The sequence below is a fragment of the Blastococcus capsensis genome, from assembly GCF_030165005.1.
GTDB classification, from domain to species: Bacteria; Actinomycetota; Actinomycetes; order Mycobacteriales; family Geodermatophilaceae; genus Blastococcus; species Blastococcus capsensis.
The window spans coordinates 1-12,414 of sequence record NZ_JASNNW010000020.1 but is presented as its reverse complement, the minus strand read 5'-3'; the positions used below and the strand labels follow the sequence as shown (position 1 = coordinate 12,414).

12 protein-coding genes are annotated in these 12,414 nt (G+C 73.2%); 1 reads left to right on the top strand and 11 read right to left on the bottom strand.

Features of this window, described 5'->3' with window-relative positions:
• Nucleotides 1-81 precede the first annotated feature (81 nt).
• From QOZ86_RS15735 to aroC, 11 genes are all read right to left on the bottom strand, one after another.
• Entirely contained in the window at nt 82-1,797 is a 1,716-nt protein-coding gene (locus tag QOZ86_RS15735) for a hypothetical protein (protein WP_284492927.1), read from the bottom strand.
• A 178-nt stretch (nt 1,798-1,975) separates the two neighbouring features.
• A complete protein-coding gene (locus tag QOZ86_RS15730; RefSeq protein WP_284492926.1) occupies nt 1,976-3,223 on the bottom strand; it encodes a tetratricopeptide repeat protein in 1,248 nt (415 codons plus the stop codon).
• A 32-nt stretch (nt 3,224-3,255) separates the two neighbouring features.
• Complete coding sequence (locus QOZ86_RS15725) at nt 3,256-4,029, bottom strand: class F sortase (protein WP_284492925.1); 774 nt, start codon at nt 4,027-4,029, stop codon at nt 3,256-3,258.
• Nucleotides 4,029-5,639: a DUF4331 domain-containing protein gene (locus tag QOZ86_RS15720; protein ID WP_284492924.1), complete on the bottom strand. Its 1,611-nt coding sequence runs from the start codon at nt 5,637-5,639 to the stop codon at nt 4,029-4,031. Before QOZ86_RS15720 ends, QOZ86_RS15725 begins: the two co-directional genes overlap by 1 nt.
• Before the next feature lie 567 nt (nt 5,640-6,206).
• Entirely contained in the window at nt 6,207-6,614 is a 408-nt protein-coding gene (gene nusB / locus QOZ86_RS15715; protein ID WP_284492923.1) for a transcription antitermination factor NusB, read from the bottom strand.
• Between the two features lie 37 nt (nt 6,615-6,651).
• Nucleotides 6,652-7,212 (bottom strand): elongation factor P, encoded by a 561-nt coding sequence (gene efp, locus QOZ86_RS15710; RefSeq protein ID WP_348637984.1) that lies wholly within the window; start codon nt 7,210-7,212, stop codon nt 6,652-6,654.
• The gene (locus QOZ86_RS15705; RefSeq protein ID WP_284492922.1) at nt 7,212-8,315 is read right to left on the bottom strand and encodes a M24 family metallopeptidase; all 1,104 of its coding nucleotides are present in this window, start codon (nt 8,313-8,315) and stop codon (nt 7,212-7,214) included. Before QOZ86_RS15705 ends, efp begins: the two co-directional genes overlap by 1 nt.
• Nucleotides 8,316-8,338: 23 nt before the next feature.
• Nucleotides 8,339-8,773: a type II 3-dehydroquinate dehydratase gene (gene aroQ / locus QOZ86_RS15700; protein WP_284492921.1), complete on the bottom strand. Its 435-nt coding sequence runs from the start codon at nt 8,771-8,773 to the stop codon at nt 8,339-8,341.
• Nucleotides 8,770-9,828 carry a 3-dehydroquinate synthase gene (gene aroB, locus QOZ86_RS15695; protein WP_284492920.1) on the bottom strand — a complete coding sequence of 353 codons (1,059 nt, stop codon included), beginning with the start codon at nt 9,826-9,828 and terminating at the stop codon, nt 8,770-8,772. Before aroB ends, aroQ begins: the two co-directional genes overlap by 4 nt.
• Nucleotides 9,825-10,358: a shikimate kinase gene (locus tag QOZ86_RS15690; RefSeq protein WP_284492919.1), complete on the bottom strand. Its 534-nt coding sequence runs from the start codon at nt 10,356-10,358 to the stop codon at nt 9,825-9,827. The genes aroB and QOZ86_RS15690 overlap by 4 nt, the downstream gene beginning before the upstream one ends.
• Nucleotides 10,355-11,533: a chorismate synthase gene (aroC, locus tag QOZ86_RS15685; protein ID WP_284492918.1), complete on the bottom strand. Its 1,179-nt coding sequence runs from the start codon at nt 11,531-11,533 to the stop codon at nt 10,355-10,357. Before aroC ends, QOZ86_RS15690 begins: the two co-directional genes overlap by 4 nt.
• A gap of 144 nt (nt 11,534-11,677) precedes the next feature.
• Here aroC and QOZ86_RS15680 point away from each other — a divergent pair.
• Nucleotides 11,678-12,414, top strand: a 737-nt coding sequence (locus QOZ86_RS15680) for an FAD-dependent oxidoreductase (protein WP_284492917.1), incomplete at its 3' end; no start/stop codon positions are given.

The following is a 12,414-nucleotide window of genomic DNA, read 5'->3' as shown; positions in this document are numbered from 1 at the left end:
GCGGCAGTCGTGACCCGGATGCCTCGCTGCGGACCGGGCCGGCGTCTCGCGGGCGCCGCCGAGTGCGTGGACAGGACCGCATCAGGCGCCGAGGACCACTCCTCGCGCCATCAGCGCCAGGCCGACGAGGAGCACGAAGGAGGCGGTGACCACCGGTGCGCTGCGGGCCACGCGGCCCAGCAGCGCGGGAGCCCGCCGCGTGGCCAGCCGGTGGTCGAGCCGCTCGCGCAACCCGACCAGTGCCAGGCCCACAGCGGTGAGGGTCGCGGCCATGCCGAGTCCGTAGGCGATGACCAGCAGGACGCCGAAGACCGTGCGCCCGAGCCCGATCGAGGCGACCAGCACGATGAGCGCCGACGGGCTCGGCACGAGACCGCCGGCGACTCCCATGCCGACCAGTCCGCCGCGGCCGGGGCCATGGGTGTGGCCGCCCGGACCATGCTGGTGGACGCCGGACCACCAGGCACCGAGGCTGTGCTCGTGGCCGTGCCCGCGCCCGTGCCCGTGCCCGTGGCCGTCCTCGTCCTCGTGCCCGTGCTCGTGACCGTGGCCGTGCCCGTGCCCGTGCCCGTGCCCGTGGCCGTGGCCGTGGCCGTGGCCGTGCCCGTGCCCGTGCCCGTGCCCGTGCCCGTGCCCGTCGGGAACTGGTACGTCATGGACCACGACCGAGGGCCCACGGCTAGCGCCCGCGAGCGCCGGGACGCCGGCCGCCAGCGCCGGCTCGGGCAGCTGATCGGTCGACGCGGCGCCGCCGGCCCGGCTCCGCAAGGCCCCGCGCAGCATGAAGGCACCGATCACGGCCACCAGGAGACCGCTCACCACGCCGAGCCAGCGCAGCACCTGGTCACCGGCCAGCGCGCTCGACAACGACAGGGCGGCGCCCAGCAGCAGCACCCCGACGGTGTGCGTGACGGTGACGGTGGCTCCGACGGTCACTGCGTCGCGCGGCCGCCCGGCTCGACCGGCCAGATAGGCCGCCATCACCGTCTTTCCGTGTCCGGGCAGCAGGGCGTGACCGCAGCCGAGGAGGACGGCGAGGGCCAGGGCCAGCCCGCCGACCAGCGGCGTCAGGTCGCCGTCACCGATCATCGTCTGCAGTCGGCGGTCGAGGGCGGCCATCGCCGAGGCGAAAGGATCGCCCGACCGAGGTGCGACCGTCCCGCCGCTGCCGGTGTTCTCACCCGGCTCGGTGGCCACCTCGAAGGAGCGGACGTCGACCGGCGAGGAGAGCAGGTCCTCGGGGTAGCTGCGCAGCTGGTCGGTCGGGCTCTCCGCCGGTACCGGGCTGTCGACCAACCGGACGCCGTCGCCGTCGGCGGTGATCTCCCGCCACCCGACCGGCCCGTCCAGGTGGTCGTCGGTGAAGGCGACCGTCGCCGGGCCGCTCAGCTCGACCTCCGCCCGCAGGTCGCAGGCCAGCCGCAGCGTCGGGAGGTTCGCCGCTCCGGGCACCGTCTCCAGATCGGTCGCCCGGATCGTCCACGCGACCGGCGCGCCGTCCACGGTCAGCCGCAGATCACCGGCGAGATCCGCGCACTGATCGGCCGCAGCCGACGCGAGCTGGTCGGCGTCGGGAGTGCCGTCGGGCGCGACCTCCTGCAGCGCCTGGACGGTCGGGATCTCCGCCCGGTCGACCACCGCGGTCAGCAGGACGGCGTCGGGGGTGAACAACAGGTGATCGGCGTGATTGACGGTGAAGTTGCCGAGCGGATGCGCGGAGGCCGGTGCCGCCGGGACAGCGGCGAGCAGCAGCACCGCGCCCGTGGCGACGACGGCGGCAGCCCGTCCGCGCGTCACGGCCGGCCGCCCGGATCGACGGTGCTCCGTACCCATGCCACCGCCCCGGTTTTCGTCTGCCGGCCGCCTGGCACGCCGGTCGACCAGGCCGGCCTTCCACTGGCCGGCATGGTGTCCTCGCTCATGTCATCCACCGAGCACGCCCTCGTCGCACTGGTCGCCTTCGCCGCTCTCGCGCCTACAGCGCGGCCAGCGCGGCTGCGGCAGCCACGCCGTCCACGGAGTACGGGTTGATGTCCACGGCGCGTTGCAGGGTGGCCCGCGCCTCCGGGATCCCCAGCGCCGCCTCGATGAGACCGCGGTGGTAGGCGAAGGCGCCGTTCTGGCTGCTGAGTCGCTCCGCGGCAAGGGCATGCGGCAGCGCTTCCTCATCGCGACCGGCGACGTGCAGGGCGTAGGCCAGCGCGTCCTCGGTGTGGACGGTCACGCGGCGGTCGTACTCCCGCTGCGCCGCAGCCACGGCCGCGTCGCCGTTGCCCAGCCCGGCTTCGTAGTGCGCCAGCTCCAGGTCCACCACCGAGCCGCCCTCCTGCAGCAGCCGGTAGACCACCCGTACGGTCTGGTGCTGCTGCTGCGCCTCCTCGTTCCGTCCCGCCGCCGCCAGCACCGTGGCGTACTCGGCGAGATGACCAGGATCCGGCAACCGCGCCACGCTGGCCTCGTAGTCCTCCAGTGCGCCCGCCACCTGCCCGATGGCCGCTCGCGCCTCGGCTCGCGCCGCGAGCAAGGCGGGGTCGCCGGGACGCAGGCGCAGCCCGGCCTCGTAGTGCTGCAGCGCGGCGTCGGGGTCGCCGTGCGCGAAGGCCAGCTCGCCCAGGTACTGCAGGGCGAACAACTTGTCGGACTCCACCGAGGCGAAGGCCAGCGCGTCCTCCAGGGCGAGTCGCGCGCCAGGGATGTCGCCGTGCAGCTCGCGGTAGTACGACGCGCGAGCCAGGCTGGCGGTCGAGGGCTTGACGTCGAGCATGCGCTGCAGCGCACGCTCCGCCTCCTCGTACCGTCCCAGCTCCACCAGCGCGTCCACCTGCACACCCAGCGCGGCCGCGCTGTAGGGGTTGATGTCCAGCGCGCGCTGCGCCAGCGACAGCGCGGTGCCGAAGTCGTGCCGCGAGCCCGCCAGCGCGCCCTGGCCGGTGAGGGCGCCGTCGTTTCCCTCCGGCCGCAGCTCCAGCGAGCGGGCGAACGCGCCTTCGGCGCGGCTGTAGTAGCCGGGGTCGGCGGTGGCGACGCCCTGGCGCAGATAGGCGTCGCCCAGCGCGTTCCACGTCGTCCAGTCGCCGGGCACCCGCTCCAGCCGCGCCTGCAGCGCCGTCATGCCGGTGGGGTCGACAGCTGGTGCCGCCGCAGGTGGGTCGATGGGCGGTAGCCCGCGCGGCTGTGCCACGACCGCGGAGATGCTGAACGACGCGACCGCCAGCCCGGCCACCACCGCAGCGGCTGCCCCTCGTCTCCTCCAGCTCAACTCTCGTTCCCTTCGTCCTCCGGTACGGCCTGGTCGGGCGGCGTGCCGGGATCCTCCACCAGGTCCGCGAACACCACCACGTTGTCCCGGTAGTTACCGGTCGCGCGGTCGAACGTCCCGCCGCAGGTCACCAGGTGCAGCGACGGCTTGCCGTCGCTGCGGTACACCACCTCGTCGGGGATGGCTTCCTTGCTGAAGGTCTCCGAGCCCTGCACCACGAACTCGGCCGTGGTGCCGTCGGAGCGCCGCACCGACACGACGTCGCCCGGCTGGAGCTCCCGGAGCCGGTAGAAGACCGCAGGGCCCTCCTGGCTGTCCACGTGCCCGACGAAGAGTGCCGCACCGGGGTCCCCGGGTGCCGGGCCGGCGCTCCACCAGCCCGCATCGCCGTAGTCCTCGGGCGCCTGCAGTTCGCCGTCGGGCCTGACCCGCAACCCGATGAGGCTCTCCTGCACACCGATGGCCGGGATGCTCACCTCCACCGGCGGCGCCGCGCCGGTGTCGCGGGACACCGCGGGCACGCTGGTGAGCGGCTCGATCCACCGCGCGGCGGGTTCCTGGGCAGGCGTGTCGCTGGAGATCTGCTCTGCGGCCGCGACAGGCTGCGCCGGCGCGCTGGACTCCGCGTACACCATGCCCGCGAAGAAGCTGGTCACCAGCAGCGCCGCGGCGACCAGCCCCGCTCCCGCCGCGCGGACGCGACGGGAGCGGGAGCCGGACCCGGCTCGGGCGCGACGGTGCGCGCCCGAGCCGGGCTGAGGGGAGTGCACTACTGCGCGACCTCGCCGTTACGGCCGCGCCGCAGCACCAGCACACCGCCGGCCAGCAGCGCCGCACCGCCGGCCAGGCCGGCCAGTGCGCCCGCACCCTGCGCCGACGCCGAAGCGGTGTCCACCGCGGTCCCGCCACCGCCGGCGGCCACGCCGCCGGTCGGGTTGGTGCCCAGCGAGCCGGCCACGTCGGTGGCCGAGTACGGCAGCGCCAGGTACGGGAAGCTCTCCCCGAACTCGCGGTCGTTGCTGCTGACCAGGTCGCCCTTGGCCAGCGGCTCCACGATCTCCACCCCGGTGAGGCTGCCACCGCGGCCATCGACGTTCACCGCCCCCTCGAGGGCCTGCAGCTCGATGTCCACCACGTCGTCGACCAGCCGGCGGCCGTTGGGGAAGCCTGCGAGGTCGCCACCCAGCGCGCCGAGCGGGTTGGGCTGCGCGGTCGGCGGGATGGAGGTGTTGAGCCGCAGCATCTCCGCCGGCGTCACGTTGGCGGGCTGGTTGAGGCCCTGGATGCCGGTGAGGAAGATGGTGAAGAGGTCGTCGCGCGGCCCTTCCGGAGCCGGGATGCCGTAGAGCTTCTCGACCACCTGCGGCACCTCGGGGTTGAGGACCCGGTCCACCAGCATCTCGACGGTGGAGTCCTGCGCCGGCGGCAGGCTGTTGAAGGGGTCCTTGAGACCGATCGGCACGACGACCTCGTTGACCAGCGGGTTGCCCAGACGCGAGACCTGGACGTAGTCGCCGTCGTAGGCCTGCGTGCCGTCCGCCGCCATCGTGCGCGTGGACGGCCGCTCGGTGGTGCTCCACACGCCGATGACCGGCTCGCCGTCGGCGGTGACGGCGTCGATCGGCAGCTGCAACGCGATGGAGTTCACGTTGTAGCCCGCCAGCGTGTCGTCGCCCCGCTCGGAGAGGTCGGCGCCGTAGATGAGGTCGAAGACCCGGATGTCGAGGAAGAACGGGTCCTCGGCGCGGCCGGCGAAGGCCGTGCCACCGTTCTGCAACTGCGAGATACCCGACTCCCGCAGCGAGGCGTAGTTGGGCATCGATGCCTCGCCGACGAAGTCCGGTGCCACCGGCGAGTTCTCCACCAGCACCGTCTCCGTGCCGTCCGCAGCCACCTCGGTGACGGTGTAGAACTGCTTGAACAGCAGGTTCTCGTCATCGAAGGAGTCCACGACGCCGTTGTTGTAGAGGAAGGTGCCGTCGGCTGCCTCCTCGTACGTCACCTCCGGCCGCAGGTCCTGGGTGGTGAAGGTGAACCGGTACGTCTTGTCCGGCTGTGCGTCGCCGTTGCTGTCGACCTTGATGTTGTACCGAGCCGTGTCCTCGGTGGCCCACGGGTAGTAGTTCGGCCCCTGGCCCGGCACCGAGAACGGCGCGAAGTTGGCGATCAGCGTCACCGTGTCGGCCTTGTCGGGCGACACGAAGGCGTACACGTCGGTGTTGTCGACCAACGGGTCGTTCAGGATCAGTGGCGCCTCCCGGTGGCTGGAGGCCGACCCCACCGCGGGGCCCACCAGCAGCGAGCTGGAGACCGCGACGGCGGTGGCACCCGCCACCGCCATCGAGCCGCCCATGCGTCGGCTTCTGCTCTTGTTGTGCATCTGCCCTCTCCTCCGGAACCGCGCCGGCCCAGATGAGAGGCCTACGAGCGCGTTTCCGCCAGCGATCGGACCACACCGCCCGGCTCGCCCGCGAGTCGGAAACCGAGCCACGCCGGTCGGCACAGAAGGATCCACCCGTTCGTGTCCCATCACATGACGATCGTGTGACGATCTTGGTTTCAGCGGACGATGTCCCTGGACACGGTGTAGTCGACCGGAGGCCGAATTCGTCGGCATGGTGCTGGCCGCGTGGCCGGCGCGTGCCTTCCGGAACCAGCCGAGGTCACCGCTCACGCCGGTGACCGCCGTCCTGGAGGGGCCATTCCCTCGAGCCATGACTGGCGGCTCCCGCCGCCACTGGAGGGCACGCTCGAGCGCCGTGATCGAGCAGCCCGCAGCGATCCGCCGGAGGCGGGGTGCCCGCCCGGGCAGATCCTCCCCGCGGACCGTCCTCGCCGCCCCGCTGGCGTTCGGCCAGACCACCGCGAGAGGAGAATCGTGCGATCCGCGTAAGCACGTGGTCACTCCGCTGCCCGGAGTGCCGCAGATGTTCAGCGGTACAGCGAGTCAGGCGGTCGGCACCTCGGCGGCCAGGATCGCGCCGAGCACGCCGTTGACGTAGCCCGGCGAGTCGTCGGTGGAGAGCGCCTTGGCCAGCTCGACCGCCTCGTCGATGACCACGGCGTCCGGGACGTCGTCGGCCCACAGCAGCTCGTAGGTCGCCATCCGCAGGATGGCGCGGTCGACGTCGGGCAGCCGGTCCAGCGACCAGTTGGCGGCGTGCCCCTCAATCAGCTCGTCGATGCGCGCAGCCTGCTGGTCGACGCCCTCGACCAGCCGGACGGCGTGGTCGGGCACCGGCGGGTTCCCGTCGGCGACCCGCTCCCGGAGCAGCTCCAGCCGGTCGCGACCGCGGACGTCGGCCTCGTAGAGGACGTCGACGGCACGCTTGCGCGCCTTGCTCCGCGCGGCCATCAGCGGGCGGGGCGGGTGGGCGACATCGGCACGACGCTCAGTTGGCGCGGCCGAGGTACCGGCCGTCGCGGGTGTCGACCTTCAGCTTCTCGCCGGTGCTGATGAACAGGGGCACCTGGATCTGGGCGCCGGTCTCGAGCGTCGCCGGCTTGGTGCCACCGGTGGAGCGGTCGCCCTGCAGGCCCGGGTCGGTGTGCTCGACGACGAGCTCCATCGTGACCGGCAGCTCGACGTAGAGCGGGTTGCTGTCGTGCATGGCGACGGTGACCTCGGTGTTCTCCAGCAGGTAGTCCGCGCCGCCACCGAGGGTCTGGGCCGGGACCGGGATCTGGTCGAACGTGTCGCCGTCCATGAAGACGAAGTCGGCGCCGTCCTTGTAGAGGTAGGTCATCGACCGCTTGTCGACGTTGGCCGTCTCCACCTTGGTGCCGGCGTTGAAGGTCTTGTCGACGACCTTGCCCGAGAGGACGTTCTTCAGCGTGGTGCGCACGAAGGCGCCGCCCTTGCCCGGCTTGACGTGCTGGAACTCGGTGACGGTCCAGAGCTGGCCGTCCAGGTTGAGGACCATGCCGTTCTTGAGATCGTTGGTGGTAGCCATCAGAGAACCAGCAGTTCCTTGCTCGTGAGGGTCAACAACTCGGGCGCGTCGTCGGTGACGATCAGGGTGTCCTCGATCCGGACACCGCCGTGGTCGGGTAGGTACACGCCCGGCTCCACGGTGACGGCCATGCCGGCGGCCAGCGTACCTGCGCCCAGCTGGCCGATGCCCGGCGCCTCGTGGATCTCCAGGCCGACGCCGTGCCCCAGCCCGTGTGGAAAGTGGTCGCCGTGACCGGCCTCGATGATGGCGTCCCGGGCGGCGGAGTCCACCGCGACGACGTCCGCACCCACGGCCAGCGCGGCCCGACCGGCCGCCTGCGCCGCGGCCACCAGCTCGTAGATCTCGCGCTGCCAGTCGGCCGCGTGGCCGAGCACCAGCGTGCGGGTCATGTCGGAGTGGTAGCCGTCGACGGTCGCGCCGAAGTCGATCTTGAGGAAGTCGCCCTCGCGCAGCACCGTCGCGTCGGGCCGGTGGTGCGGGATCGCGGAGTTGACGCCGGTGGCGACGATCGTCTCGAACGACGGCGCCTCCGCGCCGAGGGCCAGCATCCGTGCGTCGAGCTCGCGGCCGACCTGCAGCTCGGTGCGGCCCGGCCGCAGGGCGCCCTCCGCGGCCAGCTCGGCGAGCGCCTGGTCGGCGACCGCGCACGCACGGCGCAGCGCCTCGATCTCGCCGTCGTCCTTGATCGCGCGCTGGGCCTCGACGGCCCGGCGCACGGAGGCCAGTTCCGGGACCGTGCCACCGGCGGCGGCGTCGGTGAGCACCCGCTGCAGCCCGTGCAGACCGTCGACGGTCAGATCGTGGGACTCGTAGGCCAGCCGGCCGGCGCCGCGCCGCACGGCCTCGCGCGCCAGCGCGGCCACCGTCGCCCGGTCGACGACGACCTCCACGTCCGGCACCTGGGTCGCGGCCTGCGTGGTGTACCGCCCGTCCGTGCCGAACAGGTCGGCACGGTCGACGCGCACCAGCAGGGCGCCGTTGGACCCGGTGAAACCGGTCAGGTAGCGGACGTTGAGCAGGTTCGTGACCAGGACGGCGTCGAACCCGCGCTCGGCGGCAGTGGCGCGGAGCGCGTCCCGCCGCGCCGCTCTGCTGGCCACCCGCCCCTGCGCCCCGGCCGCATTCATGACAGGCCCCGGAGCACCAGCCACTGCAGCGCCAGCACGTAGCCGTGCACGCCGAGCCCGACGATGGCGCCGTCGGCGACCCGGGACACGTAGGAGTACCGGCGGAACTCCTCGCGGCGGTGGATGTTGCTGATGTGCACCTCGATCACCGGTGCGTTCACCGCGGCGAGCGCGTCGTGCAGGACCACCGAGGTGTGCGTCCAGCCGCCCGGGTTGACCACGACCGGGTGCCCGGCGTCGGTGGCCTCGTGGATCCAGCGCAGCAGCTCGCCTTCGTCGTCGGTCTGGCGCACCACCACCTCGACGCCGAGCTCGCGGCCGGCCGTCTCCAGCAGCTCGACCAGCTGCGCGTAGGTCGTCGTCCCGTAGATCTCCGGCTCGCGGGTGCCGAGCCGGCCGAGGTTGGCGCCGTTGAGCACCTGGATGGTCATGCCGTCTCCGATACTGCGGCCCACGCCGCGTCGAGCCAGGCCTGGTCGGGGTCGGTCAGGATCCTGGGGTTGCCCAGGCCCTCGAGGACGACGAACCGCAGCGACGCGCCGCGGGCCTTCTTGTCCACGCGCATCACCTGCTGCAGCCGGTCCCAGTCGCCGGCGTACCGGATGGGGAGCTCCATGGCGGCGACGAGGTTGCGGTGCCGGACCACGTCGGCCGGGGTCAACAGCCCCGCCTGCCCGGCCAGCTCGGCGGCGAAGACCAGTCCGACCGCGACCGCCTCGCCGTGCCGCCAACCGAAGTCCTCCACCCGCTCGATCGCGTGGCCAAGCGTGTGCCCGTAGTTGAGGAACTCGCGCACGCCGGTGTCGTAGAGGTCCTCACCCACGGCGTCGGCCTTGACCCGGACCGCGCGTTCGATCAGCTCCTCGGTGTCCCGGCGGCCCGTGGGATCGACGTCGAGCAGCCGCAGGATCTCGCCGTCGGCGATGAAGCCGCACTTCACGACCTCCGCCATCCCGGACCGGAACTCCGCCTCCGGCAACCCGGCCAGCAGGTCGGTGTCGGCCAGCACGGCAGCCGGGGGGTGGAAGGCACCGACGAGGTTCTTGCCGGCCGCGGTGTTGATGCCGGTCTTCCCGCCCACGGCGGCGTCGACCATGCCCAGCACGCTCGTGGGCACCGTCACGAACCGGATGCCACGGGTCCAGGTCGCGGCCAGGAAGCCGGCGAGATCGGTGACCGCTCCCCCACCGATCCCCACGACCGCGTCGGAGCGGGTGAGCCCGAGGCGGCCGAACTCCTCCCACATCTCAGCGGCGACCTGCGCGGTCTTCGCCGCCTCGCCATCGGGGACGACGAGCGCCTCGGCGGCCACGCCGGCCGTCTGCAGGATCTCGACGGCGGCGCCGGCGGCAGCGGCCAGCGGCGGCGCGTGGACGACGGCGACCCGGGGCGTGCCGGCCAGCACCAGCGCGAGCTCCCGCTGCGCGCCGGCGCCGATGGTCACCTCGTAGGGCTTCTCCCCCGCGACGGGAACGCGCCGGGTCACCGGGCGCTCTCCTGCGTCAGGACGGCGAGCACGTCGGCGACGACCTCCTCCGGTGCGCGCCCCGCGGTGGCGACCGGGTGGGTGGCCACCCCGGCGTAGAGCGGGGCACGCTCCTCCAGCATGGTGCGCAGCATCGCGCGGGGGTTCACGGCCAGCAGCGGCCGGTCCCGGGAGAGGCCGACCCGGCGGGCCGCCGAGGCGACGTCGACGTCGAGCCAGACCACGGTGCCGCCGCCGCGGCCGTAGGCGACCAGCAGCTCGCGGGTGGCGGCGCTGATCACCGCGCCGCCGCCGAGCGCCAGCACACCGGCGTGCTCGGCGAGCGCGCGGGCGACGGCCCGCTCCTCCAGCGCCCGGAAGTGCGGCTCGCCGTGCGCCACGAACAGGTCGGCGATCGTCGTGCCCGTCTCGACCTCGATGTCCCGGTCGCTGTCCCGGAACGGGAGGTCCCGCGCGGCGGCGACGGCCGTGCCGACCGTCGTCTTGCCCGACGCCGGGGGGCCGACGAGGACCAGTGCCGGGGAGGTCATCGGTAGGGCAGCGCGTCGAGGTAGGCCTGCGCGTTGCGGCGGGTCTCGGCCACGGAGTCGCCGCCGAACTTCTCCAGCACGACGTCGGCCAGCACGAGCGCGACCATCGCCTCCATCACCACGCTGCCGCGGGGCACCGCGCAGGCGTCGCTGCGCTGGTTGATGGCCACTGCCGGCTCCCCGGTGGCGACGTCGACGGTCTGCAGCGCCCGGGGCACGGTGCTGATCGGCTTCATGGCGGCGCGGACGCGCAGCACCTCGCCGTTGGTCATACCGCCCTCGATACCGCCGGCGCGGTCGGTGAGCCGCCGGATCCGCCCCTCGGACGCAACGATCTCGTCGTGGGCCACCGACCCCCGGCGGCGGGCGGTCTCCAGCCCGTCGCCCACCTCGACCGCCTTGACCGACTGCACGCCCATGAGGGCGGCGGCGAGGCGGGCGTCGAGCCGGCGGTCCCAGTGCACGTGGGTGCCCAGACCCGGGGGCAGCCCGTGGACGACGACCTCGATGACCCCGCCGAGGGTGTCCCCCGTCTTCCGCGCGTCGTCGATCTCGGCGACCATGCGCCCGCTGGTGGCCGGGTCGGCGCAGCGCACCGGGTCCTCGTCCAGCCGCGGGTTGTCGTCGGGACCCGGCACGATCCCGTCGGGGGCGACGACCGGGCCGATGCCCACCACGTGGCTGACCACCGAGACACCGACGGTCTGGCGCAGGAACGCCTGGGCGATCGCGCCGAGCGCCACCCGGGCCGCCGTCTCCCGCGCACTGGCCCGCTCGAGGACGGGCCGTGCGTCGTCGAAGCCGTACTTCTGCATGCCGGCGAGGTCGGCGTGGCCGGGGCGCGGCCGGGTCAGCGGCGCGTTGCGCGCCTGGCCGGCGAGCACGTCGGCGTCCACCGGATCGGCCGACATCACGGTCTCCCACTTCGGCCACTCGGTGTTGCCCACCTGTACCGCGATCGGTCCGCCCTGCGTACGGCCGTGCCGCACGCCACCGGTCAGCGTCACGACGTCCTGCTCGAACGACATGCGGGCCCCCCGCCCGTGTCCCAGGCGGCGACGGGCCAGCTGCAGGTCGAGGTCGGACGTCTGGACCTCCACCCCGGCGGGGAGGCCCTCGAGAATGGCGGTGAGCTGCTGGCCGTGCGACTCACCGGCGGTCAGCCAGCGCAACATGCGGGGGATTCTGCCAGGCGGCTCCCCGCTGCCGATCCGAGGCAGGAAAACCGCGGAGCCGCGGATGGTGTTCCGTACACCAGGCACTAGTCTCGCTCACGGGGCACCGATCGATGGCGCCCGTCCGCAGAGGATCGGAAGACGATGACAGTCTCTCGCTTCGCCGTCGTCGGCGGCGGCATCATCGGTGCCGCGGTCGCGCGCCGGCTGCTCCAGCTCCGGCCCGATGCCCAGGTCACCCTGCTGGAGAAGGAGGACCGGCTCGCCGCCCACCAGACCGGCCGCAACAGCGGCGTGGTGCACGCCGGCCTGTACTACGAGCCGGGTTCGCTCAAGGCCCTGCTCTGCCGCCGCGGGGTGAGCCTGCTGAAGGAGTTCTGCGCCGAGAAGGGCCTGGGCTACTCCGAGGTCGGCAAGGTGCTGGTCGCCCTCGACGCCGCCGAGCAGTCCCGGCTGGACGCCATCGCCGAGCGGGCCCGCGCCAACGGCGTCCCCGGCATCCGGATCATCGACCGCGCCCAGCTGGCCGAGCTCGAGCCGCACGTCACCGGCGTCGCCGGCCTGCACTCCCCCACCACCGCGATCGTCGACTACGCCGGGATCACCCGGCAGCTGGCCGCCGACGCGCAGGCATCTGGGGCCTCGGTCCGCACCGGCTTCGCCGTCACCGGACTGCGGCACACCACCGGCGGGCCGGCCGAGGAGGTCGTCGTGCAGGGAGCCAACGGCGAGGAGCTCGCCGTCGACCAGGTCGTGCTCTGCGCCGGCCTGCAGGTCGACCGGCTCGCCGAACTCGCCGGCGACGTCCCCGCCCCCCGCATCGTGCCCTTCCGCGGCGAGTACTTCGCCCTGGTCCCCGAGAAACGCTCCCTGGTCAACGG